The 24,533-nt window shown below is 61.8% G+C and carries 30 protein-coding genes and 1 pseudogene; 12 read left to right on the top strand and 19 right to left on the bottom strand.

The features are described 5' to 3' along the window. Positions 1-81: 81 nt before the first annotated feature. Positions 82-567 carry a hypothetical protein gene (locus E7813_RS07335; RefSeq protein WP_291572330.1) on the bottom strand — a complete coding sequence of 162 codons (486 nt, stop codon included), beginning with the start codon at positions 565-567 and terminating at the stop codon, positions 82-84. Positions 568-878: 311 nt separating this feature from the next. Here E7813_RS07335 and E7813_RS07330 point away from each other — a divergent pair, with 311 nt between their 5' ends. After that, the gene (locus E7813_RS07330) at positions 879-2,531 is read left to right on the top strand and encodes a fumarate hydratase (protein ID WP_291572328.1); all 1,653 of its coding nucleotides are present in this window, start codon (positions 879-881) and stop codon (positions 2,529-2,531) included. Positions 2,532-2,699: 168 nt separating this feature from the next. Here E7813_RS07330 and E7813_RS07325 read toward each other — a convergent pair whose 3' ends face one another. The 4 genes from E7813_RS07325 to E7813_RS07310 all read right to left on the bottom strand — a co-directional run bounded on the left by E7813_RS07325 (position 2,700) and on the right by E7813_RS07310 (position 5,861). Continuing rightward, entirely contained in the window at positions 2,700-2,996 is a 297-nt protein-coding gene (locus tag E7813_RS07325; protein ID WP_291572326.1) for a hypothetical protein, read from the bottom strand. 111 nt (positions 2,997-3,107) lie between these two features. Next, positions 3,108-3,659 carry a septation protein IspZ gene (locus E7813_RS07320; protein ID WP_291572324.1) on the bottom strand — a complete coding sequence of 184 codons (552 nt, stop codon included), beginning with the start codon at positions 3,657-3,659 and terminating at the stop codon, positions 3,108-3,110. A gap of 31 nt (positions 3,660-3,690) precedes the next feature. After that, complete coding sequence (locus E7813_RS07315) at positions 3,691-4,263, bottom strand: hypothetical protein (RefSeq protein WP_291572321.1); 573 nt, start codon at positions 4,261-4,263, stop codon at positions 3,691-3,693. Positions 4,264-4,463: 200 nt separating this feature from the next. Beyond that, complete coding sequence (locus E7813_RS07310; RefSeq protein WP_291572319.1) at positions 4,464-5,861, bottom strand: carotenoid oxygenase family protein; 1,398 nt, start codon at positions 5,859-5,861, stop codon at positions 4,464-4,466. 109 nt (positions 5,862-5,970) lie between these two features. Between E7813_RS07310 and E7813_RS07305 the strand changes: the two genes are divergently transcribed. Further along, positions 5,971-6,642, top strand: a complete 672-nt coding sequence (locus E7813_RS07305) for a WHG domain-containing protein (RefSeq protein ID WP_291572317.1) — start codon at positions 5,971-5,973, stop codon at positions 6,640-6,642. Position 6,643: 1 nt separating this feature from the next. On the opposite strand, the gene E7813_RS07300 is transcribed toward E7813_RS07305, so the two are convergent. After that, a complete protein-coding gene (locus E7813_RS07300; RefSeq protein ID WP_291572379.1) occupies positions 6,644-7,186 on the bottom strand; it encodes a DinB family protein in 543 nt (180 codons plus the stop codon). 261 nt (positions 7,187-7,447) lie between these two features. On the opposite strand from E7813_RS07300, the gene E7813_RS07295 reads away from it, so the two are divergent. Continuing rightward, positions 7,448-8,155 (top strand): SET domain-containing protein, encoded by a 708-nt coding sequence (locus tag E7813_RS07295; RefSeq protein ID WP_291572315.1) that lies wholly within the window; start codon positions 7,448-7,450, stop codon positions 8,153-8,155. 158 nt (positions 8,156-8,313) lie between these two features. Continuing rightward, on the top strand, positions 8,314-9,123 hold the full coding sequence (locus E7813_RS07290; RefSeq protein ID WP_291572313.1) for a helix-turn-helix transcriptional regulator: 810 nt from the start codon (positions 8,314-8,316) through the stop codon (positions 9,121-9,123). Between the two features lie 7 nt (positions 9,124-9,130). Here the strand turns inward: E7813_RS07290 and E7813_RS07285 are convergent, their stop codons facing one another. Next, on the bottom strand, positions 9,131-9,916 hold the full coding sequence (locus E7813_RS07285; protein WP_291572311.1) for a thioesterase family protein: 786 nt from the start codon (positions 9,914-9,916) through the stop codon (positions 9,131-9,133). A 166-nt stretch (positions 9,917-10,082) separates the two neighbouring features. On the opposite strand from E7813_RS07285, the gene E7813_RS07280 reads away from it, so the two are divergent. Both E7813_RS07280 and E7813_RS07275 read left to right on the top strand, forming a co-directional pair. Then, on the top strand, positions 10,083-10,748 hold the full coding sequence (locus E7813_RS07280; RefSeq protein ID WP_291572309.1) for a DsbA family oxidoreductase: 666 nt from the start codon (positions 10,083-10,085) through the stop codon (positions 10,746-10,748). 143 nt (positions 10,749-10,891) lie between these two features. Continuing rightward, complete coding sequence (locus E7813_RS07275) at positions 10,892-11,530, top strand: NIPSNAP family protein (protein WP_291572307.1); 639 nt, start codon at positions 10,892-10,894, stop codon at positions 11,528-11,530. Positions 11,531-11,564: 34 nt separating this feature from the next. On the opposite strand, the gene E7813_RS07270 is transcribed toward E7813_RS07275, so the two are convergent. Together E7813_RS07270 and E7813_RS07265 are read right to left on the bottom strand one after the other, a co-directional pair. Beyond that, on the bottom strand, positions 11,565-12,509 hold the full coding sequence (locus E7813_RS07270) for a cupin-like domain-containing protein (protein WP_291572305.1): 945 nt from the start codon (positions 12,507-12,509) through the stop codon (positions 11,565-11,567). Continuing rightward, positions 12,506-13,765, bottom strand: a complete 1,260-nt coding sequence (locus E7813_RS07265; RefSeq protein WP_291572377.1) for a GNAT family N-acetyltransferase — start codon at positions 13,763-13,765, stop codon at positions 12,506-12,508. Before E7813_RS07265 ends, E7813_RS07270 begins: the two co-directional genes overlap by 4 nt. 226 nt (positions 13,766-13,991) lie before the next feature. Between E7813_RS07265 and E7813_RS26125 the strand changes: the two genes are divergently transcribed. Both E7813_RS26125 and E7813_RS07255 read left to right on the top strand, forming a co-directional pair. Continuing rightward, positions 13,992-14,345, top strand: coding sequence for a hypothetical protein (locus E7813_RS26125; protein ID WP_363331157.1), 354 nt, complete (start codon positions 13,992-13,994; stop codon positions 14,343-14,345). Positions 14,346-14,683: 338 nt separating this feature from the next. Next, positions 14,684-16,598: pseudogene (locus E7813_RS07255) on the top strand (diguanylate cyclase). Positions 16,599-16,996: 398 nt separating this feature from the next. On the opposite strand, the gene E7813_RS07250 reads toward E7813_RS07255, so the two are convergent. From E7813_RS07250 to E7813_RS07240, 3 genes are all read right to left on the bottom strand, one after another. Continuing rightward, positions 16,997-17,404: a hypothetical protein gene (locus E7813_RS07250; RefSeq protein WP_291572302.1), complete on the bottom strand. Its 408-nt coding sequence runs from the start codon at positions 17,402-17,404 to the stop codon at positions 16,997-16,999. A 134-nt stretch (positions 17,405-17,538) separates the two neighbouring features. Then, positions 17,539-17,790: a PilZ domain-containing protein gene (locus E7813_RS07245; protein WP_291572300.1), complete on the bottom strand. Its 252-nt coding sequence runs from the start codon at positions 17,788-17,790 to the stop codon at positions 17,539-17,541. A gap of 132 nt (positions 17,791-17,922) precedes the next feature. Beyond that, complete coding sequence (locus E7813_RS07240; RefSeq protein WP_291572298.1) at positions 17,923-18,387, bottom strand: PaaI family thioesterase; 465 nt, start codon at positions 18,385-18,387, stop codon at positions 17,923-17,925. A 141-nt stretch (positions 18,388-18,528) separates the two neighbouring features. On the opposite strand from E7813_RS07240, the gene E7813_RS07235 reads away from it, so the two are divergent. Beyond that, on the top strand, positions 18,529-18,654 hold the full coding sequence (locus tag E7813_RS07235; RefSeq protein ID WP_291572296.1) for a peptidylprolyl isomerase: 126 nt from the start codon (positions 18,529-18,531) through the stop codon (positions 18,652-18,654). 69 nt (positions 18,655-18,723) lie between these two features. Next, positions 18,724-19,044: a hypothetical protein gene (locus tag E7813_RS07230; protein ID WP_291572294.1), complete on the top strand. Its 321-nt coding sequence runs from the start codon at positions 18,724-18,726 to the stop codon at positions 19,042-19,044. A gap of 50 nt (positions 19,045-19,094) precedes the next feature. Here the strand turns inward: E7813_RS07230 and E7813_RS07225 are convergent, their stop codons facing one another. Together E7813_RS07225 and E7813_RS07220 are read right to left on the bottom strand one after the other, a co-directional pair. Next, positions 19,095-19,298 carry a hypothetical protein gene (locus tag E7813_RS07225; RefSeq protein WP_291572291.1) on the bottom strand — a complete coding sequence of 68 codons (204 nt, stop codon included), beginning with the start codon at positions 19,296-19,298 and terminating at the stop codon, positions 19,095-19,097. A gap of 111 nt (positions 19,299-19,409) precedes the next feature. Then, the gene (locus E7813_RS07220) at positions 19,410-20,117 is read right to left on the bottom strand and encodes a Crp/Fnr family transcriptional regulator (protein WP_291572289.1); all 708 of its coding nucleotides are present in this window, start codon (positions 20,115-20,117) and stop codon (positions 19,410-19,412) included. Between the two features lie 345 nt (positions 20,118-20,462). On the opposite strand from E7813_RS07220, the gene E7813_RS07215 reads away from it, so the two are divergent. Next, the gene (locus E7813_RS07215; protein ID WP_291572286.1) at positions 20,463-20,693 is read left to right on the top strand and encodes a hypothetical protein; all 231 of its coding nucleotides are present in this window, start codon (positions 20,463-20,465) and stop codon (positions 20,691-20,693) included. A gap of 118 nt (positions 20,694-20,811) precedes the next feature. Further along, positions 20,812-21,150 (top strand): hypothetical protein, encoded by a 339-nt coding sequence (locus tag E7813_RS07210; RefSeq protein WP_291572284.1) that lies wholly within the window; start codon positions 20,812-20,814, stop codon positions 21,148-21,150. Positions 21,151-21,567: 417 nt separating this feature from the next. Here E7813_RS07210 and E7813_RS07205 read toward each other — a convergent pair whose 3' ends face one another. From E7813_RS07205 to E7813_RS07185, 5 genes are all read right to left on the bottom strand, one after another. Beyond that, positions 21,568-21,933 carry a hypothetical protein gene (locus E7813_RS07205; protein WP_291572282.1) on the bottom strand — a complete coding sequence of 122 codons (366 nt, stop codon included), beginning with the start codon at positions 21,931-21,933 and terminating at the stop codon, positions 21,568-21,570. Positions 21,934-22,156: 223 nt separating this feature from the next. Continuing rightward, the gene (locus tag E7813_RS07200) at positions 22,157-22,327 is read right to left on the bottom strand and encodes a hypothetical protein (RefSeq protein ID WP_291572280.1); all 171 of its coding nucleotides are present in this window, start codon (positions 22,325-22,327) and stop codon (positions 22,157-22,159) included. Between the two features lie 138 nt (positions 22,328-22,465). Further along, positions 22,466-22,720, bottom strand: coding sequence for a hypothetical protein (locus E7813_RS07195; RefSeq protein ID WP_291572278.1), 255 nt, complete (start codon positions 22,718-22,720; stop codon positions 22,466-22,468). A 693-nt stretch (positions 22,721-23,413) separates the two neighbouring features. Next, a complete protein-coding gene (locus E7813_RS07190) occupies positions 23,414-23,818 on the bottom strand; it encodes a hypothetical protein (RefSeq protein WP_291572275.1) in 405 nt (134 codons plus the stop codon). 413 nt (positions 23,819-24,231) lie between these two features. Beyond that, positions 24,232-24,435 (bottom strand): hypothetical protein, encoded by a 204-nt coding sequence (locus E7813_RS07185; RefSeq protein ID WP_291572383.1) that lies wholly within the window; start codon positions 24,433-24,435, stop codon positions 24,232-24,234. Between the last annotated feature and the right edge of the window lie 98 nt (positions 24,436-24,533).

Genomic DNA, 24,533 nt, shown 5'->3' with positions numbered 1-24,533 from the left:
GTCCCCCGCTTTCGCGGAGGACGACGAGCGGTGAATGTTGCAGCGTACTCGGATTAAACCGGCGCCCACCGAACCCGCCCCTCACTCATCCGTGCCGCGCGAGATCGAAATCGTCGCTTCGGTCTTGTTGCGCGTGCAATTCATGTCGAGGCGGCGGTAGCGCGTCGCGACATCGTCGCCGTGAAACAGCCCCATCCGCTTGATGCAGCGGGTCGCACCCCTCAGCATGTCGTCTTTCGGCAGCGTGAAGATGATGGCGGCGGCGCTGGCGACCAGATCGAGAAACGCCGGCGACGGCTTGGGGCTGTCGGCCTTGGCGTAGAACTGGTTGGAGTAGTTGCGCCCGGCGCAGCCGAGCGTGATTTGCTTGGCCAGCGGATGCGACAGGTAGATCACGTTGGCCGCGGTCTTGCCGACGCCGAGGCCGTCGATCTGGTTCTTGAGCTGCCCCGCAAGATCGTCGCAGCGGTCGGCGCGGGCCGGGGAGGCGGTGAACGCAATCGCGGCCAGCAACGCGAGTGTGGCGGCGAGGATGGTCGGTCGGCGAAATACGGGTCTTGATATCATTTCACGAATGCCCCTTTGCGCCATTGAAGCGTCAGTGGGCGGATAGCGCAAGAGGTGGAGGTATTGCAAAGCTTTCGTCATGGCCGGGCTTGACCCGGCCATCCACGTTTTTTGTGCGACACTTCAAGAAAGACGTGGATGTCCGCACAAGGCCGGGCATGGCGGAGCGCAATAGCGCCGTCGTGACTACGTTTTGCTTCCTGGCGAGACATTCGAAAACCTTACTTTTCATCCAAAAAATGCTTAGAACGGTTCAACCGATTAGCGTCTCGAAGTAGACCCTTCCGGCATTTAAACCCGCGAGTCCCCCCATGAACGCCCCCACCGCCATCCCAAGTCCCACCCCCGTTCCGCCCTACAAGCATACCCCGCTGTTTCCGCTCGGCGCCGATACCACGCCGTACCGGAAGATCACCACCGAAGGCGTGCGGGTCGAAAAGGTCCTGGGCAAGGACATGCTGGTGGTGTCGCGCGAGGCGCTGCGGGCGCTGTCGGAGGCGGCGTTCGGCGACATCAATCATTACCTGCGGCCGGGGCATCTGATGCAGTTGCGCAACATCCTCGACGACAAGGAGGCCAGCGACAACGACAAGTTCGTGGCGTTCGATTTTCTCAAGAACGCCAACATCGCCGCCGGCGGCGTGCTGCCAATGTGCCAGGACACCGGCACCGCGATCATCATGGGCAAGAAAGGCTCGCGCGTGCTCACCGACGGCGACGATGAGGCCGCGCTCAGCGAAGGCGCGCGCGACGCGTACCTGCGGCGTAACTTGCGCTATTCGCAGGTCGCGCCCTTGTCGATGTATGAGGAGAAGAACACCGCCAACAACATGCCGGCGCAGTGCGAGATCTATGCCGAGGGCGATGACAGCTACAAGTTCATGTTCATGGCCAAGGGCGGCGGCTCCGCCAACAAGAGCTTCCTGTTCCAGGCCACGCCCTCGGTGCTGACACGCGACCGCCTGCTGGCGTTCCTGAAGGAAAAGGTGCTGACGCTCGGCACCGCGGCGTGCCCGCCCTATCATCTGGCGATCGTGATCGGCGGCACCTCGGCTGAACTCTGCATGAAGACGGTGAAGCTCGCTTCCGCCAGATATCTCGACGCGCTGCCGACCCACGGCTCGGCCGACGGCAACGCCTTCCGCGATCTCGAGATGGAGCAGGAGATATTGAAGATGACGCAGTCGCTCGGCGTCGGCGCGCAGTTCGGCGGCAAGTATTTCTGCCACGATGTGCGGGTGATCCGGCTGCCGCGCCACGGCGCGTCATTGCCGATCGGGCTTGGCGTGTCCTGCTCGGCGGATCGCCAGGTGCTGGGCAAGATCACGCGCGACGGCGTCTATCTCGAAGAACTCGAGCATAACCCCGCGCAGTACCTGCCCGCGGTGGAGCAGGCGCTCGGCGGCGAGGTGGTGAAGATCGACCTCAACCGGCCGATGAAGGATATTCTGGCGACGCTTTCGAAGCATCCGATCAAAACGCGGCTGTCGCTGACCGGCACCATGATCGTGGCGCGGGATTCCGCGCACGCCAAATTGCGCGAGCGGCTGGAGAAGGGCGAACCGCTGCCGGATTATTTCAAAAATCATCCGGTCTATTATGCCGGTCCGGCCAAGACGCCGGCAGGGTATGCCTCCGGCGCGTTCGGCCCGACCACGGCGGGACGGATGGATTCCTTTGTCGACCAGTTCCAGGCCGCAGGCGGTTCGATGGTGATGGTGGCCAAGGGCAACCGCGCGGTCGCGGTGCGCGAGGCCTGCAAGAAGCACGGCGGGTTTTATCTCGGCTCGATCGGGGGAGCCGCCGCCAACCTCGCCGAGCACTGCATCAGGAAGGTCGAGGTGGTGGAATATCCCGAACTCGGCATGGAAGCAATCTGGCGGATCGAGGTCGAGGATTTCCCGGCCTTCATCATCATCGACGACAAGGGCAATGATTTCTTCAAGGAATTGAATCTGGGGTGACTAAACCTCGCCCCGCTTGCGGGGAGAGGTCGAAATTTGCGTCAGCGAATTTCGGGTGTGGGGGTACAGGTCTATCAATCGGCATCAGCGTTTGCTGATAGAGCCCCTCTCCCCGCAAGAGCGGGGCGAGGGAGCGCAGCCGAGCCATTTGCCAACAGACCGGTCTCTTTACGCCCTGGTCCCCGTGAACGGAAAGCTGCCCATCGGCCCGATGCCCATTTCGCCGGCCATGCTGTCGCCCGAGACCTTGCCGGTGAAGGCCAGCGTCAGCGGCATCGGGTTGGTGATGGAAATTTTCCAGGCGACGTCGTCGCCGTTGACGGTGCCGTCGAAGATTTCACCGCTGTTGCCGTCGGCGCCCTGGGTGCCCGTCAGCGTGCTGCCTGCGGACTTCACCGCCAGCGTCGCTTTGCGCTCGCCCATCGGCGTCGTCATGGTGATGTTCCAGTTGCCGTCCACGGCCATCTCACGTCTCCTCGTTTGTTACCCTCGCAAAACCGGAATGGTTCTGGAATCCCCTTTGGTTTGGACGGCGGTATAGCGCATCTCGCAGCCAAGCCCAACCGTCCGATAGGGTCAGGCGCGGGCGGCCCGTATCCGGTTGGTCACGAGGATGCGAAACGCGACGTATTGCACGGCGAAGGCCGCGATTTTCGCCCCGAGCGCGATCACCGAAACGTACAGCGCCCACAGCTTGATATCGCCGGTCATGGCGATCGCGATGGTGCCGGCGCCGAGCGCAAACATCAGCGCCGCCCAGGCGTAGCCGGCGACGGCGACATATTCCGGAATGGTTTCGGCCACGATCGGCGGCATGTAGCGCAGCATCCAGCCGCGCTTGAGCATGATTGCGCCGATCGCAAAATGCGCAATCGCGGGTTTGGCCAACACGAAACGCGGATCGCTGGTCAGCAGCGTCGCAGTGCCGAGCACGATCACCAGCGCCAGGCTGGCATAGGTCATGAAGCCGAGCGGCTGGCCCCTGAAGTGGGCGTAGATCACCTGGGCCACCGAGCCCGCCACCGCCACCCCCGTCGCCAGCACCACATTGTCGGTGGCGAAGTAGACGACGAGGAACACGATGGTGGAGAAAAAGTCGGTGGCGAGTTTGGCAAAGACGTTTTGCATCGTCGTGTTTCCCGTCGTGTGTTGCCTGATCCTATAGCACGCCGGGGGGCGAGGAATGGGCCGCGAACTTCGCCTGCCGGTATTTCGGATACCATTTGGTGAAATACAGCGCGGTGTTGCGGGCGGCGAAGGCGATCGCCAGGCCGCACCACAGCGGCAGGCCCGGCACGTAGATCATCATCACGTTGGACATCAGCATCAGCAGGAAGGCGGCCGACCATGCCGAGGTGATGATGTAGTTGGCGCGAAGGAAGCCGGGCAGGGCAGCGGTCTCCGCATCGACCGATTCACGGGCATATTGCAGCGTGAACGGAAAGCGGATCGCCAGCGACGCCAGCGCGATCGCCAGCATGCCGCTATCGACCGTCAGCTTCACCGCCGAAACGCTCAGGGCGGAATCGGTCAGCGCCAGATAGCAGCCGAGCGAAGCGAACAGGATGGCGGAGCCGGCGCCGAGTATCTTCATCGAGCGGCCGTACATCATGTCGTAAGCGATCACCAGCAGGCAGATCGCGGCGGCGGTGAACAGGCTGACGGTGGCCGAAGCCACCAGCATCAGCGCCGCGAACGCGCCGTAGGGGGCAAGGATCAGGAAAATTGTCATGGCAGCCTCATGAACCAATCTTTACATTGTAAAGATGTAGCTAAGCTCGCGGCGATGTAACGTCAAGCGAAATCTTTACAGTGTCAAAATAAAGTGAGGCGAGTCGATTATTCGGCGTTGTAACAATCGCTTAGTGCCGTCATTCCGGATTCGCGCGCCAACGCGCGCCCCGGAATGACGCAGAGAGGGCCGGTCGCCCTTCACGCCGCCGCGACCCAGTTGCCGTGGAAGCCGTCGGGAACGCGATGGCCGAGTTGCACCAGCGCGACCGGGCCGGCCTCGATATCGGTGGCGTTGAACACCGCAAGATCGCTGCGGTTTTCGCGGGCCCGCCACACCGCCGAAAGCAGCCAGCCGTCGCCCTCAGTGGCGTCATCGCCACGGGCCACGAATACCGGCTCGGAGAGGCTGTCGCCGGCGGGCAGCAGATAGTGGCCGCGCCGCGCTCCGTTGCCGTCGACCTGCACGAGGCCGGAGAGTGCGCCGAACATCGGCAGGTCAGGGTTGGCGCAGGCGTACCAGCCGCAGGTGCTGACAAGGCCGGCGCGGCGATCGTCGATGCGGGGGAATTCGCCGGTGATATCGTCGAGATAGCTTTGGGTGAAGCGGTCGGTATTGCCCGCAAGATCGAAAGTCCAGCGGCACAGCCGCGCCCGCGACTTCTTGGGGTCGGTCGGCGAGCCGTCGGGATGCGAGAACAACGGCGCTTCCTCGAATTGCATGACGTCGGCGACGATGCGGTCGCCGTCTTCCCACGCATTCATGATGTGAAACACGTAACAGCTCTCGGCTCGAAACCACACCATGTCGCTGGCGTTGCCTTGCCGCTTCATGACGCCGACATAGGCGCCCTTTTCCGGCTCCCAGGCGTAAGCGGACTTGCCGCTCATGGCGCGCTGCATGCTGCCGGTGATCGGCAAGATCGGAAACAGCAGGTGCCGGTCGGTGACGATGAAGTCGTGCACCATGCTGGCATAAGGCGCCTCGAACCGATCGAAGCGCGTCACCGCGCCCGACGCACTGACGGAGCCGAAGGAGAGGGCGGGGGTAAAGGGTCCGGCGGCGTTGTAGCCGAAGAACAGCATCTCGCCGCTGACCGGATCGATCTTGGGATGCGCGGTGAAGGGGCCGGCGATGCCGCCGTCATAGTTGCAGTAACCTCGCGTCGCCAGCGTGCCGGGCTCGATCTCGGTCGGCAGGTGGCCTTCCTCCAGCGCCAGCAGGCGTCCGGCATGAAAGATGATGTTGGTGTTGGCGACGCCGCCGTCCTGGGTGGCCGTGGCCGGCACACCCGGCAGTTTGCGGCCGAAGCCGCCGAACAATGCGCGGCCGGCGTCGTGCTCGGCCTGCCATTTGGGGGTGCGGACCCAGCGGTTGCGGTAACTGGCGCGGCCGTTTTCGAGATGGAAGGCGTGCAACATGCCGTCGCCGACGAACCAGTGCGCGCCCGGCGCGTCGAACTGCGGATTGGGGCCGTTGCGATAGAGCGTGCCGTTGAGTTCGCGCGGCAGTTCGCCCACCACCTTCAAAAACGGCGCGTCGGCTTCGAATGGAATCGGCGGCCGATTGGTCAGCCCGGCGTCGACTTGCTGTTGCATTCGCGTCTCCCCTGATTTATCTTTACATCGTAAAGATGTGGATATAGAGCGCAAGTTTGTTCGTCAAGCGAAATCTTTACAGTGTCAAAATTACGTCTATAAGACCCCCATGATGAAAAAATCCAAGGACAAGAAACCCGCGGCGCACCAGGGCCGGTCGGTCGCGGAATCCCGCTACCATCACGGCGCGCTGCACGAAGCGTTGCTTGAGGCGGCCGAACGGGTGCTCGAGCGCGACGGCCTCGCCGGATTGACGCTGCGTGCGGTGGCGCGCGAGGCGGGGGTGTCGCATGCCGCGCCGACCCATCATTTCGGCGATCTCACCGGCCTCGTCAGCGAACTCGCCGCGATCGGGTTCCGGCAATTCAACGCGGCGATGGCGGCTGCCGGCGCTGCCAACGTCTTGCCGAAGGATAAAGCGATCGCTCGCGCCAAGGCCTATGTCGCCTACGCACAGGCGCATCCCGGCATGTACGGCCTGATGTTCCGCACCGAGCGCCTCGACATGTCGCGGCCCTCGCTGCATGAAGCCGCCAATGCCTCGTTCGCCGGGTTGGCCGGGGCGATCGGCGCCAGCCGCCATGAGCATATTTCCGAACAAGCACTATCGCTCGAACAAGGTGCGGCGATCGCGCGGGCCTGGTCGCTGGTCCACGGCTTTACGATGCTGCTGCTCGACGACCGGCTCGCCGATATCCTGCGGCGGATGCCGGAAGGAACCAGCGTCGAAGCCTTGCTGGAGGCCATGCTCAAGTCGACCGTCGACCGGCCGGGGCCGTGACTCAACTGGCCCACACCGTATCCTCGGTCCATCCGAGTTCGGCAAATTCCACGGCACGCAGCGGCGCCTCTCCAGCCGCGAAGAACTCATCGAGTTGCGGCGGGGGGACTTCCGTGTGGGCCTGACCCCGATGATGGATCTGATGCTGAAAGAGGTGAAGCAGCAGCCGATCGATTCGTTCGTGTTGAATGCGATCACCGCGGTGTACGTCGACGATACGATTGAGATCGGCCGCGCCCAGGCGCTCGACGACGGCCATCAATCGCCGGTCCGCCTCGCGCTGCGCATTCCGGAGCAGGATTGCTGTTTCGCAAGGTTCCGGGTCCGCCCAGGCCGCCGGCCCAAGCGTGCCGCCCTCCATTGCGTTGACGTAAAAGCGGTCGATAATCAGGATGTGATTGAGCGTGGCGCGCAGGCTTGGAAAGAAACCGGTCCGCGGCGCCACGAAGTCGGCCTGCGGCAGCCGCGCACAGGCGGTCAGCAGGCGATGGTTGGCCCAGCCGTTATTGTAGGCCATGGCACGGTAAGCAGGCACAGCATTCATCGGCACCTCCGGTCGAGATCGCGCAAAGCTGTTGGATTCGGCCGACTCTACCACTGTCACGCCGCCGCTGCCGATTGTTTGTGCGGTTGCCGGCGGAATCACGCCGAAGCTGGCCTTTGCGGCCTGACGGAGCCATCCTCGACATGCGCAATCTGGGGAAGTTTCAAGGCGGACGCGCGAAACACCTGACATCTGCCCGGAATCGTTTTAGAACACCGCCTTCGCTGCCCAGTCTCACGAGCGTGTCAGTTCCCAAAGATCATGCCTGCCATTTCTTCGCATAAACCGTACCGCGTCGGCCGTTCCCGCACCGGGCTTGGACTGTTCGCCACCAGGCCGATCAAGAAGGGCGCCAAGATCGTCCGCTATTTTGGCCCGCTGCTCGATTCCAGAAAGAAAAAGGACGACGCGATCGAGAACAAGTATTTGTTCGAGCTCAACGGCCGCTGGACCATCGACGGCTCGATACGAAAGAACATCGCGCGCTATATCAACCACGCCTGCAAGCCCAATGCGGAATCCGATGTCAGCGTCCGCAAGCGCAAGGTCGTGATCCGCGCCATCAAGAAGATCGAGCCCGGCGAGGAGATCAACTACGATTACGGCACCGATTACTTCAAGGCCTACCTGAAGCCGATCGGCTGCAAATGCGACGCTTGCGAAAAGAAGCGCAAGAAAAAGCGCGCCGAAGCAAGGGCCGAGCGGCTGCGCCTGAAAGCCAAGGCGGAGCGGAAAGCCCTGAAGAAAGCCGAAAAGCAGGCGGCGAAGGCCCGGGAAAAGAAAGCCCAAACCCTGAACGGCAAGCCGACGCAAACACTGAACGGCAACGGCAAGTCGAGGCACGTCAATGGCAAGCCCCTGAATGGTCACGGCGGAAAGTCCGCCGCGGGCCGGATCATCGCCGCGACATCCGGGATCCACGTGCCGGCCGGGGACGGGCAGGGCGGGGAAAACCGCGCTTCGGCCTAGGCGGCGGACGGGTTCGGCTTCGCAGACGCTGGCGGCGAAGCAATCCAGATACCACTGCATACATGACGCCCGATTGTTTCGCGAAACCTGTCCGCGCCGGGACGGCGGTTTACAGCCGACGGCCCAACTCGCATAGTCGTTCGATGGATTCACACTCCGTGCGACGTGCCGATTTGCGGCCGCATCCCGTCGGCGACCTCTTGCGCGACTGGCGCGGCCGCCGCGCCATGAGTCAGGCCGATCTCGCCTTCGAAGCCGGCATTTCGATCAAGCATCTGAGCTATGTCGAAACCGGCAAGGCGGCCGGCAGCCGCGACATCCTGCTGCAGTTGGCCGCGGCGTTGAGCCTTTCGTTGCGCGATCGCAACGCGCTATTGGAAGCGGGCGGCTTTGCCCGTCAGTATGGCGAGCGCGGTTTGTCCGCGCCGGAGGCTGCCGACGCCAAACGTGCCATCGACCTGCTGCTGCGGCGTCACGAGCCGTTTCCCGCCGTTGTCACCGACCGGCAATGGAACGTGATCGAAGTCAATCGTGCGGCAAACCGGCTGATGATGCTGTTGTTGGGCCCGGAGCGCATGGCGCGTCCGCTCAATCACATGAAGATGTTCCTCGCCCACGACCAGTTGCGCCCGTTTGTGGAGAACTGGCCTGATCTCGCCGCCGCGCTAATGGTTCGCGCGCGGCACGAAGCGATGGCGGCGCCGCTCGATCTGGCGCTGCAGTCGACGTGGCGTGAGCTGACCAGGCTGCCTGATGTCGCGGCACCCCAGCTCAATGAGAGAGAAGCGCCGGGTCCTCTATGCGAGGTGCGCCTGCGAAAAGGCGACCTCGGTATCGGCCTGATCGGCACGGTGCTGACCCTGGGCACGCCGCAGGATGTGACCCTGCAAGAACTGCGCGTTGAGATGTTCATGCCGGCTGATGCCGCGTCCGAGGCCGCACTGGTCGCGTTCGCTGATCAGGATTGATAGCCGCTCAAGCCGCGGGCCGCCTTTCGAACGTCATCGCCTGCATTACTTCGGCGAACGGTCCGTGCCGGTCGCTCAAGGTTGCCGTTGTCAGCCCCGCACCACAGGCGCCGACGCGGGTGCGCGAGCGGATCAGGATCCATTGGTCCTGTGGCGCGCGAAACAAATACAGGCTGATCTCGGGATTGACGAAGGTCCATTCGCGCATGTCGACGATCTGCGCGACTCCGCTGGAGAAATCGGCGGCTTGCACCGCCTGTAGCAGCGGCGTGTTGGCTTCGCCATCCACCAAGGGCACGTCGAGCCGCATCCACGCCGCAGCCGGCCCCGGCTTTTCCAGCGCTCCCTCGATTAGCCGCACCGACACGTTCTGGAAATAGCGACTCCATTTCTGCGCGAAAGCCGGCGGCGGTGTGCCGGTCTCGGGCGCTGCATCGCTGCCGGCTGCCTTCGAGAACGGGTCAGCGGGGGACTCGCTGCCTTGCGCGGTCAATAATGCCGTGCAGCGGCCGATCTCGGACGTGCCGTCCATCAACCGCACCTGAATGGTTTTGGCCTTGCGGCCGTCGCGCAGCATCTCGGTCTGCAGGCGGAAAGCGCTCAGCCCGGCAGGTCGCCATAAATCGAAAGTGAGGCGGCGCACCGCAAAGGCGGTGGTAATCGCCAGCCGCTCGACCTCACGCACCATCAGTGCTGTTGTGGCGCTGCCCTGCAACATGTCCGGCGACCACGGTCCGCCGGCCTGCGCGGTGGCGCGAAACAGGTCGCCTTCCGGCATGAAGATGGGGGTCATTTTGGGCTCCGTGGTCAGCTCCTCGGAGCATGATCCGGACTTCTACGAACCCGAACCTGCGTCCACAATAACCTCGGAGGTTATGTGATGCAGACTGCCGGCTGCGACCTTGTCTTGCAGCCCAATCGGCTTATTTTCAGGAAGCCGTTTTAGCGAGGACCGCCCCATGAGCAGCCTAAAGCCTCTCCAGATCGACATCGTCTCCGACGTGGTGTGCCCGTGGTGCTACATCGGCAAACGCCGGATCGAGAACGCGCTGGCGCTGGCGCCGGATGTTCCGGTGGATATCCATTGGCGGCCGTTCTTCCTCAATTCGTGGGTGCCGCGCGAAGGCATCAGCCGCGACGAATACCTCACCGCGAAATTCGGCTCGCCCGAGGCCTACAAGGGCATTGCCGGACGGGTCGTCGCGGCCGCCAGCGAGGAGGGCCTGTTGTACCGGCCTGACCTCGTCAAGCGTCAGCCCAACACCATCGACTGCCACCGCCTCATTCACTGGGCGGAGGCGAAAGGCAAATCCGCCGAGATGAAACAGCGGTTGATGGAGCTCTATTTCAGGGAGGGCGGCGATCTCACCGATATTAACGTGCTGGTGCAGGCAGCGGCCGATTGCGGGCTCGACGCCGACGACATCCGCAAGCGTCTGGCCACCGATCAGGATGTCGATCTGATCTCGGCGCAGGCGCAGGAAGCCTCCGACAAGGGCATCTCCGGCGTGCCGACCTTCGTGTTTGCGGGCAAATACGCGGTCTCCGGCGCGCAACCGGCCGACCAGCTCGCCCGCGCCATCCGTCAGGTGTCGGCGGAAGTGAACGCGCAAGCGGCGGAGTGAGAGGATGCCGCTTTCTTCTCCCTCGCCCCGTGCTTCGCGGGGTCGAGAGCTCGCCCTTGGCGGCCTTGCATTCCCGTTGAAACGGAACCGCATTCATGGCCTGATGACCGCACAGCACCAACAGCAAGAAACCGGGGAACGTCATGATCTATGAGTTGAGGACCTACACGGTAAAACCCGGCACGATCGGCGACATGGTCAAGGCGGCAGGCACCGTGGCGCGCGATATCCGGGGCGACGATTACGGCAAGCTCGAAGGTTACTGGATGACCGAAATCGGTCCCCTCAATCAGGTCATGCATCTGTGGAGCTATGACAATTACGAGGAGCGCGCCCGGTTGCGCGGTGAACTCGCCAAGGTCCCGCGCTGGAGCGGCGAGTATATTCCGCTGATCCGCCCAATGCTGGTGCGCCAGGACATCCGCTTGCTCAATGCGGTGCGTCCGCCGGTTGCCCCTGAGGCCACCGGCAACATCTATGAATTCCGCAATTATCGCGCCAAGGCCGCAGGCCCGGTGCGGCAGTGGCTCGACGCGTTCACCGCGGTGCTGCCGGCGCGCGAGAAGTATTCCAGGATCGTCGGCCTGTGGCAGACCGAGGCCGGCCAGCCCAACGAAGTCTGCCACATCTGGGCCTACCGCGACCTCAACGCCCGTGTCGAAGCGCGCGCAGCCGTCATGAAGGATCCGGAATGGCAGGCCTTCCTCGCCAAAGGCCCGCCGCTGCTGGAAGAGATGCACTCGACCATCATGCTGCCCGCCTCTCACTCCCCGTTGAAGTGAGCGCGCAGCTCAAGATGACGACTGCGTCAACAGCTTAAGTCCCTTTGAGATAATAATTCGCACGCTTGCCGAGTGCGATCCGTCGCAGCACGCGGCGCATCGTGAGCGAGGCGCGCAACGGGCGGATCGCCGACGTCACGCTGCGATAGAACGCAAGCTTGAGCGCGTCGCGCACGGGCTGTGCGCCCGGCGGCTTCTGCGGCAGACCGATGCCGCGCAGCATCGAATTGAAGAAATGCAGATCGTTGAGGCGGCGGACTTCGCGGGTCTTCCAGGTGATCGCCATCGAGATCGAATAAGAGCCCGCGGTCCGCACCCAGTGCGGCCATTGATACGGAACGTAGCAACCGTCGCCCGCGAACAGATGAAATTCGGTGCCGCGCGATGCAAAACGCTCGTCGTATTTCAGGTTGCGGTGCTTGGTCATCGAGCGTTCGATCTCGTCGTCGCAGACGATGGCGCGGTCGCTGTTGTCGAAAATGGTGAAGAATTTCTCGCCGTGAACGTGGACGAAGAAATTATCTTCGCTGTCGAGATGAAACGGCGTGGTCGAATTCGGCGATGATACGAACAGGAATCCCTCGAGCTGTTCGAAGCCGGCGTCGGCCAGACTGTTGAAACCGCGCGCCCGCGCCACCGAGAGCAGGGTGTCGTGCAGCAGCCGACGATATTCCGGGGAGTTTTCCACGCGCTTGAGCACCATCCAGGCGCCGGCGGTCTCGATGCGCTTCACCACTTCGACCGGATCGAGATCGACGGATGGGATCGCATCGGGGTCCTGGCTGATCGCGACCTTGCCCGAATTGTACTCGATCAGGTCGCGCGGCAGCTCCGAGGCGAGCTGCGCGATGCGCGGCAGCGTCAGCAGCGGGTGACCGGCAAGCTTGTGGCGGATCGCGAACGGCTTTAGCGGAAAGTCGCGCCGCAGCGCGTCGTTCGACGCCGATATCACCGGCGCTATCTCGGTGACGGTATTCATGACGATTTCTCCTGACGTTTTTCCTGGCGGCTTTGCCGGCGGTTGCGAATGAAATGAACGGCGCGCCGCGCCGGCTCGCGGACCAGTCGCCGCAACGTGATCGCGGCATGCACCAGCGATACCGCCGGATCCCTGGGACGCAGCGGAACCAGCACGTCGCCGATCGCGAGGCGCCCGCGCCAGATCGGATTGATCATCGGGTGATCGGGACTGGCGGTGGAGTCGGCGATCGCGATCGCGGAGTCGGCGCAGAGATGCCGTGTCAGGTCGAGCGTCAATTGCACGCCGGGCGAAAATTTCGCGAAGCGCTCGTCGACGCCGAGCTTGAAATAGAACGCCCGATCCAGATGCCGAAGCACGACGGCCGCCGCGACCGGTTCCTCTCCGGCGTGCAGCGTCGCGATTTCGCATCGGCCGCGTTCGGCGAGCGCGATGCTGGCGCGGCGGATAAAGCGGGCGTCGCCGTCGTCCTGCGCCAGCGCCGTGCCGCGCCTGGCCTTCCAGCCGCTGGCTTCGAGCAGCAGGAAGTCTTCGACCGCGGATGCGACCGCTTCCGGCGCGCGCGCCACATCGAAACGGACGGCGCCGTGCTCGGCAAGCCGATTGCGCTGGCGGCGCAGTTCTTTCAGCTTCTTGGCGCCCAGCGCGTCACGCAGCAAATCATCGGCATCGCGCCTGGCGTCAAGGCAGGCACGGATGTGGGATTGCAGGATGCGCGGACGGATGCCGTCGTGCCGCAGCACTTCCGCGATGGCTTTCATCGCTGCACCATCCAGCGGTAGGTCGCGCAGCACCAGCGCACGGGCGCCGGCTTTGCGCGCCTGCCGCATCAATCGGGCGACCGCGTCGTTGACGCAATCGCGATCGAGCAGCGGCGTACTCAGGGTACCGTAGGGATCGGCGCTGACCAGGGCGGGCAGCGGAATCCGGTAGGCCCGCCAGAATGAAATCACAGGCAGCAGGCCAATCAGTTGCGCCGCATCAGCTGGCGCCGGCGAAACATCGCGCCACGCGCCAAGCGCGGACACCCCGGCCCGGCCGCGCGCGGAGGCGTTCACGGCCAGTTCCCAGTCGGGCAGATGATAGCCGTTCGGCTCGACCGCGCGCTCGGCCAAAGCGCGCCACTGGCTCGCAGCGATCGCCGTGAGCGGCACCAATGCGTCGCCATCGGGCCAAGCCGCTGCCTGCACGCGCTTTCCCATGACATCTTTTGGCGATGCGCGGCCAACCGCCGCTGAATTCGCAATCTCGACCACGTCCCCGCTTCCCCGTTCGCAGCGGGTCGCGGCGCCACGCATGGTGCGCCGCTCCTACCACCGCGTTATCGGAAACAAACTAGCGGAAAGATTGGAAAATACCGTTGGTCCGGGGATTCAATTCGAACGGTAATGTTAACCGGACGTTTACCATGCGCAAGCATCCAGCATTGCATGCGAGCGCCGACCCTAAACCGGGGTGCTTTCCCAGTTGCGGGACGACCGCTTGAGCAGCTTTCCCGACAATCGCTTTTTGTCGAACAACACCCCGATCCAGTCGCCCTCGACCCATGCGCGTCTGCAGCGCCGGAAAACCGGAACTCCGACGGAGGAAAGCAACAAGAAAAAATTCTTCGGTCGACGGACAAGGCTTCTCGATGGCGAGCTGAGCGCCCGAATCCGACGCATCAATCAAAAGACATGCGCGAGCCCACGTTCCGTCAATCGCCATCATCGTGACGTTGAGAGTCCGAACCGGGCCATCCTCGGTCTCGCAAAGGGATTTGGCTTGACGACTACCGCCGAAGGCATCGAAGACGCCGGGCAATTGGCATATCTGAAAGCCAATGGATGCACCTAAGGGCAGGGATATCTCTTCAGCAAAGCCGTCGCTGCGGCCGATGTCCCGGCCCTTTTGAACTGCACGCCATACACCTCTGTCACTGTGTGAACTCGGCCCCATGTAGGTCGCCGGCGCTGTCAAATGCCGGAGCATCCATCAACATCGCGAGCTCGATGGTTAACGAGTCACACCGGCCGCACCCGTATCAATACGAGCCTTAAAATTAGGGTTCGGGTAGGACCTAAAGGCGCAGGATCGGCTCCCGAAGGGAGTTCCAGCTGATAGCTCCGAGTGGGTTGAATCACGTCACGGCCGAGGCTCCGCTACGTGAGACTTACTGGAAAAGTTCTGTCACAATGAACATTCGCGGCAAAGTCGATCCAACTCGTCTGCCCTTACGGGCCGCAGTGTTTGTTGCATTGATCTGTACTGCCATCCTCACATTAAGTGGCTTGCGAGAGTGGGACGCTCGCGAAATTGTCTTGAAGACCGCAGAAGTTCATATGGCCAATCTGGCGCGGTCGCTGACACAGCATGCCGGGGACAGCTTCGATCTGCTTGATGCAAGCATTATCGGAGTCGTCACCCGCCTCGAGGTGGATGGCGCGACCCCAGAGACGCTTGGGACACTCCAAAAAATTATCGAGGCGCGCAAGGCTGGATTGAAGCGCATTCACGATCTCATCGTTTGCGACGAGAAAGGCAACTGGCTCGTGGCAACCGGTGCGACAGGTTCCAACCTCAGCGGCCGTGAATATTTTCGCCATCACATGTCCTCGGATGCGCGCGGCGCCTTCCTCGGACGTCCGATACGAAGCGATACCGATGGCGAATGGGTTGAGCACCCTGTCTCGGCGCTTCAATCATCAGGACGGCAGCTTCGCTGGGGTGGTGATTGCAACCGTGGGCGCGGAATACTTTTCCAAGTTTTATCGTCAATTCGATGCGGGCGCCAATGGTGCGATCGAGCTGGAGAGCGTCGACGGCTTCGTGATGGCGCGAAGTCCTGATGATGGCACGTATGCCGGACGTGACATCTCCAATCGACCTCTCTTCCGCGATCCGAACTTGCAGTCTCCGGGCGGGGTATATTATTTCAGGTCACCGTCGGATGGGTCACAACGGCTGAGTTTCTACAAGCGAAGCGATCGATTTCCTCTCATTGTCCTGGCAACGATGGATCGAGACGAGGTCCTGGCGCCCTGGCGCAAGGCAGCAATCACTCGCATGTCGCTCGTCGTCGTTCTAATAGGATTGATCGCGACTGTTGGTCTCCTGCTGGTTCGTCAGATACTTTCGCGACAGGGCCTCATGTCGACGCTCGCGGCCAAGGAAGCCGATTTCCGGCTACTTGCCGAAGAGTCAAGCGATATGGTGACGCGCATTGGATTCGATGGACGGCTGATTTACGTCTCGCCATCTTCTGCTCATGTGGTCGGTTGGAGTCCCGACCAATTGACCGGTACGCCCGCGCTGGCTGGCGTCAATGCCGATGATTTGCCTGCGGTCGACCAGATCGTGGCGGCATTGAGACGCGGCGATATCACCGAGGCGAGGGTCGTCTACCGAACGCGCCATCGTGATATGCAGGAAGTCTGGATCGAATCGACCATGCGCGTAACTAGAAGGTCCGACACCAGCGAGATTGACGGGGTCGTGGCGATTTCTCGCGACGTAACTCAACAGAAGAATGCAGAGCAAAGGCTCGGCGTCCTCGCTATTCTTGACGGACTGACGGGTCTTGCCAATCGAGGGCGTTTCGACGAACGCTTGCAAGAAGAATGGACGAGAGCTCTCCGCGAAGGCACGCCGCTTTCATTGTTGATGATCGATGTTGATTATTTCAAAAAGTTCAACGACCAATATGGCCATCCCGCCGGCGACGCCTGTTTGCGCTCAATCGCAAAGCCGCTGCGAGCAGAAGCTTGCCGGCCTGCCGATCTGGCAGCCAGGTACGGCGGGGAAGAGTTCGCTCTGCTGTTGCCCAACACGGAAGCGGCGGGCTGCAGGCTGGTCGGCGAAAGGATTCGCCAGGAACTTCGGCGGCTCGACATCCCTCACGCCATGAACCCTCCCTCCAAGCGTGTGACGGTGAGCCTTGGCGGCGCAACGATCTGGCCAAACGCGGAACTTCGAACGGAAACCCCGTCATTGGTATCTGCGGCAGACCGCGCGCTCTACGAGGCGAAGGACGGCGGACGCGATCGATTGATAATGGCAAATGAGGAATGGCAACCCGCCATGAAGATTTCCGTTAACGGAGCAAAGTAGACCTCATGACGGCGAACGTTGAAGTCCGGGAACGGACGCAGCAGGGGTAGATGGGTTCGAAGCTTCTCCTAGGACGCCCTTGCCCGGTTCGGAAGTTGAATGATCGGCCAACGCTTGCGTAGCAGATAATGGACGCGACATAGATCAACGTAGGCGGGAAGCGCAATTGCATGCGCCACCGTAGCGCCGATCACAGCCAGTGGCCTTATATCAGACGGCGAAGGCTGTCCGGATCATCCTGGCAAGGTCGGACCTGCGATATGGCTTGGTGAGCAGCAAAACTCCGGGATCGAGACGGCCATGATGAATGTTCGCGTTTTCGGTGTAGCTGGAGGTACCAAGCGCCTCGGTGTCGAGCCGTAACCGCCAACCGCAACCATGCATGGTTCGGATATGTCCTAGACCGGCTCGTAGCTCTCGGACGAACAATTATCCTCGGCCTCGGCGCGCCACCGGTAGATGATCACGCCGCCGCTGATGGTGATGCGGTAGGTCTGGCTGCCCAACGGTTTGCCGTTCACGGAGCTGAGGTCGGCCTTGACGCATGCGGTCCAGCCCCTTCCATGGAGGTCGCGGCGCGGCGCCGAGACCTGCACATGGCGCGGGTTTGAGGCGGTGGTGAACACCGAATCCAGTTTTTCGCGGACCAGTTGCTTGATGTCGGGCGGCGGCTCCAGCGGCGGCGGTTCGCTGGATTTGGCGCGCATGAACTCCGGCACCGGCGAGCGGCTGTCGGCGATGCCGCAGCCCGCCAAAGCCAGTGCGCTGCCTGCCAGCAACGCCGTGTAGATAATGACCCACCGCATCAGATTGATTCTATCCCACGGCGGTTAAAATTGCGCGTGGTCGCCCGCCATTCGCCGCCTCGAACCATCAACAATTGCTGAGCCGGGCTCGCAAAAACCGGCGACAGGACAGGCGATCGGGCCGTGCGGTACCCCTAGCTGAACGCGACGCCGACCCGCTTGTCGCGATTCCAGACCGGACGGCAGCGGCGGATGAACTGATCGGCCTCGATCACCAGCATGAATGACGGCGGCAGGCTGACGCTGCCGGCAAGATCGATCGCGGCGCCCTTCGATGACACGTTGCGAACGGTGCAAGCGACGCCGTTGCCGCCGAATGCGATCGTTGCACCCTTGAGCACCTTGTAGCGCGGTTCGGTTCGTTTCTCGGTCGAATTATCGCTCATCCAAATCCGCGTTTTCGCTGCTTGTCTGCTCAACCTTACCATCGGCGGGATTGCGGATTGATAAACCCGGCCGGTTCCAGCGGCGACTGCAAATTCAGGATTGATTCAGGATGACGGACGCGTCGCGCGTGTTCACAGCATCGCAAAGGCGCTTGAGACAATCGCCACCGGTTTGTTGTCGGAAGCGCTGGACAGGGTGACGCGGCCAAAGCTCATGGTACGTCCAAGCCGGACCACCCTTGCATCGGCCAGCACGTCCGACGAGGTGGCGGCACGCATGAAATGCGTGGTCTGATCGACCGTCGTCATCGGCCGGTAGCCGCGGTTGGCGGCAAGAATTGCGATCACCATCGCAGTGTCGGCGAGCGCCATCAGCGCCTGGCCGCAGACGATGCCGCCATGACGGCACAGCCGCTCGGAGAAGGCCATGCGCAGGATCGCTCCCGGCTGCCAGTCGGGCGCAGCATCCGGCGGGGGGAAGCATTCGATGCCGCTGATCGACAAGCCGAGCTCCTGCACCCAGGGCGCGAACACATCGCCAAGCACCCGCCTGGCTTCCGCGATATCGAATTCTGCCGCCTGTTGTTCGGTTGACATGAACGTTGTTTCCTCGCCCGGTATTGCCGTCGGCGCGCATTGTAGAACCCATTCGGCAACAATGGACATCCGCGTGCGGCTTGAAAATGCCTGAGTTGAGGCCGTATGATAGGGGCGTGGGGGAGTGATCCGGCGATGTCCATGCGGTTGATACTGATTTTCTGCGTCATCGCCATGGGTCTTGTCCTCAATGGCTGCACCAAATGCGGTCCGATCTGGGACGACTGGATGCAATCGCCGAAATCCTGCAAGTCGGACGGGCTTTAGCCTATCGGGCACGCTTGGCGTCACCGTCCGGGCGGTGATATATTGTCTTGAAAATGCAGGGGACGTCCCATGAGAATTCCAAGCGCTGCGGCGATCATCGCGTTGCTGACGGGGATATTGCTGACAGGGGCGTCGTTGATCGCGCCGGCCTACGCCCAGAAGCCCGCCATCAATTTGTTGCAGGATAACTCGCCCCCCAAAACGCAGGAGCAGAAGGACGCCGAGGCGGCGCGGGACCAGGCTTACAAGGAATCGCTCAGGAAGATACCGGACGCCAAAGTGTCTTCCGATCCCTGGGGCAACGTGCGCACGGATGCGCCCAAGAAAACGTCCACTGCGGTAAAACCCCAGCCGAAATCGCAAACTAAAACCGGTAGTGCGGCGAACTGAAACCGAATGGCTCCGGGAAGCCGCGCCTCTTTTTGGCCATGTGAGCGAGCCTAGTTCTTGCCGCTGATCTTGCGGACCAGCCCCGCAAGGCGGGCAATGAAGTTTCCCACCCAGGCATCTTCATTCCGCCCATCCCCGTGCGCACCATTGGTTTGCGCCCAAATGTCTTCGCCGGCCTCGAAGCGGGGCGTGCCCCCGGTCTCGTCATCCAAAATCTGGCGTCGGCGTTTCGGCAAAGCGCGCTCTGGCTGCATGTGCTGATTTCCTCTTCCGGGGAACAACTTGCAGCCGGGGATAGAGTTCCATCGTCTCCACAATTATCAAGTGCAACAGGGGCTTGCGAGAGCGGAGGAGCGGGTGCGGGATCAGCCCAGCAGGGCGGATTGATCCAGCAGCGTCTGGTAGCACTCGCAGGACATCCGCATCAAAGCCGGCCGGTCCAGGATCCTGATCACGCCACGGGAATAGGTGATCGCACCCGCGTTTTGCACCCGGCTTGCGACTTCCGTCACCGAAGTGCGCCTCACCCCCAGCATTTCGGCGAGAAATTCCTGCGTCAGTTCGACGGTGTCGCTTGCCGCGCGGTCCGCGCTTTGCAACAGCCAGCGGCAGAATCGCGCCTCGATCGGGTGCAGCGCGTTGCAGGCGGCCGTCACCCGCGCCTGCGACAGCAGCACCTCGTTGTAGCGGATGCAGAGATTGCGGACGGGGTCGCTGCCGGCGGCGATGGTCCTGAAATGGGTGGCGGCGATCTTGCTGCCGCCAAACGGCATCTGCACCACGACACGCACCAGCGACTTGTAAAGGCCAAGCCCGGCCATCGCGCCGGCGACGCCTTCGCGGCCGACGGTCGCGGTCTCGATCGCCTTGCCGTCGCGCAGCACGACGAGCAGCGACAGCATGCCAAAATGCGGGAAATAGATCTGGTCGACCTCGTCGCCGGACTCGAACAGCACCAGGCCCTGCTGCAAGGTCACCGGCGACAGATGCGGCGCCAGCCGGTCGAAGTGATCGCGCGGCAACGAAGCAAGCAGCTTGTTATCCAAGGAAAGACCGGCGTTTGAAACAGCCACTGCGATATCCCGCCCGGTCGGTCGGGCCGATTTACCGCAGGGGTTGAGGGACGCTCCGAGAGGGCGATCCGCGGGAACGCTCAATATAGGGACACGCAAGCCGCGATGTCGGTCTGGTAGCCGTCCTAATGGCCGACTCATCCGCACCGGCCGGCATTTTGTCGTGGATTGGGATGCAATATCCTCGGCTTACGACGGCGGTCCCGGGGCGGAAGTTTATTTGTCGGAAGGCGAACGGTTGGCGCCGCGATCCGGTTCAAGGGCGGAACCGTTTCCGTTGGGGACTCGGATTGGTTCGCGCACGCGCTATATTGAGCCGGTCGTCCCTTGTGCTGGAGTTGCGACATGGTCTTGCGCCCGCGTGATCTTGCCGACCGGATGGCCGGCCGGCGGAAACCGGACGACGGCTATCTGCGCGAGACCTTCACCCTGCCGCGCGATACGGCGCGGACAAAGGCGCGCGAGTTCCTCACCCGCTATCCCAAGGCGGCCTATATGAGCGGTGTCGAAAGCTGGCGTGAACTGCCCGGCGGCGACATCGAGTTCACAATGCGGCGGCTGCGCAGCGCCGACTAGCGGGTTTCCCTTTTGGAACTTTCCCGCCGTGGCTATGTTCCAACCCTCTAAAATTGTTAACTTTTTTCGCTAACTGGTATTCAAGTATTTCCGCCTAGGCTGCGGAATGAGGGAAACCATGGCGAAAAACCGCAAAGACCCCGGCGCGCGCAAGCATGTCCGGGTCGATCTGCAAAAGCCGGGATTCCTAATACCGGCGCCGGACGCGCCTTGGATCGAGTGCGTGATCGTCGATGTATCCGACGAGGGCGTTTCGCTCGACGTCGGCGCGCTGTCGGTGCCGAAGATCTTCGGTCTTGCATTTACCTCCGGCGGCGAGGTGCTTCGGGTGTGTTCGTTGACTTGGCGCAAGGGTGAACTGGTCGGCGCCCGGTTCGTCACCGCCAAAGAGCTTCGGCGGGGTTTTGTGGCGAACGAAGACGCCGTTTTGAACCAGGAAAAGGTGCCGGCCGCCTAGCGTCCAGATCGATGGCGGTATGCTTCGGCGGCTTCATGCGCCTATTCCGGAGGCTTCAAATCGCTGCTGAGCCAGCCCGCAGCCCTGGACTTCATCGGGTCCGACACCGCCATGCTGGTCTGGACATGGCTGCATTTGCCGCATTCGAATTGCCGCTGTTCCTGACCTGCCGGCCCGGGGGAAATGCTCACCAGCATCATGCGCGAATGGCATCTCGGACAGCGGACGTTCGATCGCGCTGAGCGAAACGCCGGGCGGTGGCGGCGAGGACATGGTGTCACCTTGAGGCAAAGCCAGGACCATTCGACCGCCGATCATGGCCCAGCCGGAACCGCGGTGACAAGCAAAATCCCAACGTGGTTATTTTTCCGTTGTCGGCGCGGCCGGCCGACAAATTCGGCCGACGGAGCCGCCCCGTCATTGCAGGGGACTATATGACTGCCCGTCGCACCCCTCGATGATGACGGACAATCTGGAGCTTTTGTATTGGTTGCTGCTGTAGAAGACGGAATAGGTGAGCCGCCTTGATGCCTCCGTTGCACCGCTGCGCAGACAAATGATCCACGGCATCGCAGAGGATGCCGGGGCTTTGATCGGCGCCGACATTTCCACCGGTTCTTTAAGCTTGGCGGAAGTGGCGACGTCCTTGAGCGAGGCCAGGACTTTTGCCGGATCGGGAGGCTCGGTGTAAGTCGCGGCTAGATTTTCTATGTCGGTCGAGCAGGCCGCCAGCATCAGGCACGCCGCCGGCACCAGGCATCGTGACGAAATCGGCAACCGCATCCGCTCCTCGCTGGGCAAGCCAACAGGCCCCGCACTGATTTCAAGATCAGACCACCATGGGACAAAACAGGCCAGTACCCGGCGCTGCCTTGTCAACCGGGATTGCGGCAGGCTGCCAACAGCCGGGCCGCGGCAACGCCGAATGCGGCAAGGAGCCGCCAACGTGCCCGTTCTCAGCGGCAAGCGCCCTGGGACACGCTGAGCCGGCCTAGCTGAGGCGGCCTTACTTCTCGCCCAGCAGCTTGCCCGTCGAATTATGAATGTAGTGCACCCTGGCGCAGGCCAGGCACACCACCGGCGAGTGACGATCTTTTTCGTCCCCCGCTACGTCCGCCAGCCGGTGCTGCACATTCATCCCGGTGTTGGGACATCTGAATAGAATGGGTTGATCCATGCTCCCTGATGCTAGGTCAGCAGCCATGTCCCAGCCAACTCCGCATGATTACGCAGGTGCGCAATCAACCGAGGACCTCTTTTAGCTTACCTCATGAGCAACATCTGAAACGAAAGAGGCCGCCAACTGAGGCGGCCTCTACCAGTCCTTGAAATTAGTGGCGATGATGCCGCCTGCCGTAGTGATGCCCTCGGCTCGACCCCATCCGTAATGATGACCACGACCGCCGCGCCCCATATGGCCGTGACCATGTCCGTGGCCGCCTCTGACTTGAATAATCGTTCCGTCGGAGCCCAGAGCATTCGGTGGTGCGGCAGGCATGGCCGACGCAGACAGGGTTGGAGCTAGCGCCAAAGCGCAGGCGGCAAAGCCGATCAACAAAAGCCGTTTCATGTACGTATCTCCTCCTTGAATTCGCGTTATCGCGACAAGGGGGAAAGTTCCGGGGCCTGTCAGAGTTCCATTTTTGAAACTCCCACCGTCAAATTCAAACTAGGCCACTACGGGCCGAAATAGGCCAGTCCCACCCCCACGGTGCTGTCCTAATTCGGACACTCGCACTTGGAAATTAGGACAACGAAAAAACCCCGCCCGATGGGGATCAAAGGGCGGGGCCAATCAGGATTCGGCGTCCAGTGAAGATGGGCGCCTTGGCCAACCATACCACCGTCTTCGCGAGAGCAATCGTCCGGTTTCGAAATTTAATGTTTCGCTGGAACCAATGTCGCCTGGACCGCTTAGCGAGGGACTACCGGATGCACACGCCCACCGCATCCGATGGAATGACGGCCTCAGCGCCCCCCTGCTGGGGCCGTTTCTTTATTTTCCCGTCGGTACGAGCTTGATGACGGTGCTCTTAGCGTCGAGCCCCTTTTCACGAGCCGCCTCATATCGCTTTTTAACTTCCGGCTCCAACCGATCAGCCATATTTGGCGGTCAAAAGGAACCAGAACTTGTTGTTCCTACGCCGTCGGGAATACCGACGGCTGAAACCCAAGATGTGGCTACGGGGAATTTTAAGCCGCTTCGACAATGAAAGAGGCCGCTAGCTGAGGCGGCCTCTTTTAACTTCGTTCCCAACGAGAACTATTGTTCAAACGTGCGGACGCCCTTTGTCCCGGCATCTGTTCGAATCATGCGACCCTTCTTGCCGTCAGCGGTGACAAAAATATCCCAATGGGCGGTACCGCCGAGTTGACCGTCCATAACCATCGTGCCGGTGCAGTCGTCATTTACTACATAGGTTCCGTGAAGGTTTTCTCGCTGGTGAACGCTCGACTGACGAAGCGAGGTTTGCTTACCTGAGAAATTTCCGACGCCATCAAACTCGAATACTCCGTAATGGAGGTTTGTGCCTTGGCCATCAAAAATGTAGCTGCCTTGCAACTTCTGAACTGAGCATGCGGGCGCGGCACTCTGTGCTCCCGATAGCGAAATCGAGCTGATCCCCAACGCAAAAGACGACAGCAAAATTGCTCGGCTCAAACCCATCGTTAGCTCCCCTTTCGCGAATTAGGACACCAGTAACCATCAAATTAGGACACTGGGGCTTAAATACGGACAAGTACCACGGTCCTGTCCTAATTAGGACACTCGCGATTTGAAATTAGGACAGCCCGCCTGGGAACGATCATGGGCGGGGCGGCTTGGTACGGCACGACCAGACGCCACACGCCCAGGCATCTGATGAACAGCGGCCTCAGTTTCCCTGGGGCCGTTTCCTTGACACTCGCGGGGCAGATTAGGACACTTCACGGCTGGGATTGATTTGTTCGGCGTCTGTTTTGAAAATATAAAATGAATATCTTCAGAATGCTCAGATCGCCAACATGACACCCGAAGAGGCACATAAGGCGCTCGGATTTCTTTGGGCGAAATGAAAGAGGCCGCCAACTGAGGCGGCCCTAATCGGCGTTCGATGGCGGATACGGCTCGGCTATCCCAAACGTCGGCGGCGGACAATAATTTAACAAGCGAAAGAGCGCTTTTGCTTCCAATGCTTCCTGCATCTGCTTGGCGGCAGCGAAATCATCTTTAATCGATCGGAGCAGTTCCTCGACGGGCTTGCTCATGGTGTTGGCGGGCGTAAGCCGGGCGAATTCAGCCATTGGTTTATGTGCGCACCTGTTTCGGTCTGCCGCGCCTTGCGCAGCGCGGCCTCTCGGACAGCGCCAGGTCGAAGCAACTTGGCCTGCGCGCGCAAGAC

Origin of the sequence: Bradyrhizobium sp., assembly GCF_004799405.1 — a bacterium.
Taxonomy (GTDB): Bacteria; Pseudomonadota; Alphaproteobacteria; order Rhizobiales; family Xanthobacteraceae; genus Bradyrhizobium.
The sequence above is the reverse complement of the archived record's forward strand: the minus strand, read 5'-3'. Positions and strand labels throughout refer to the sequence as shown.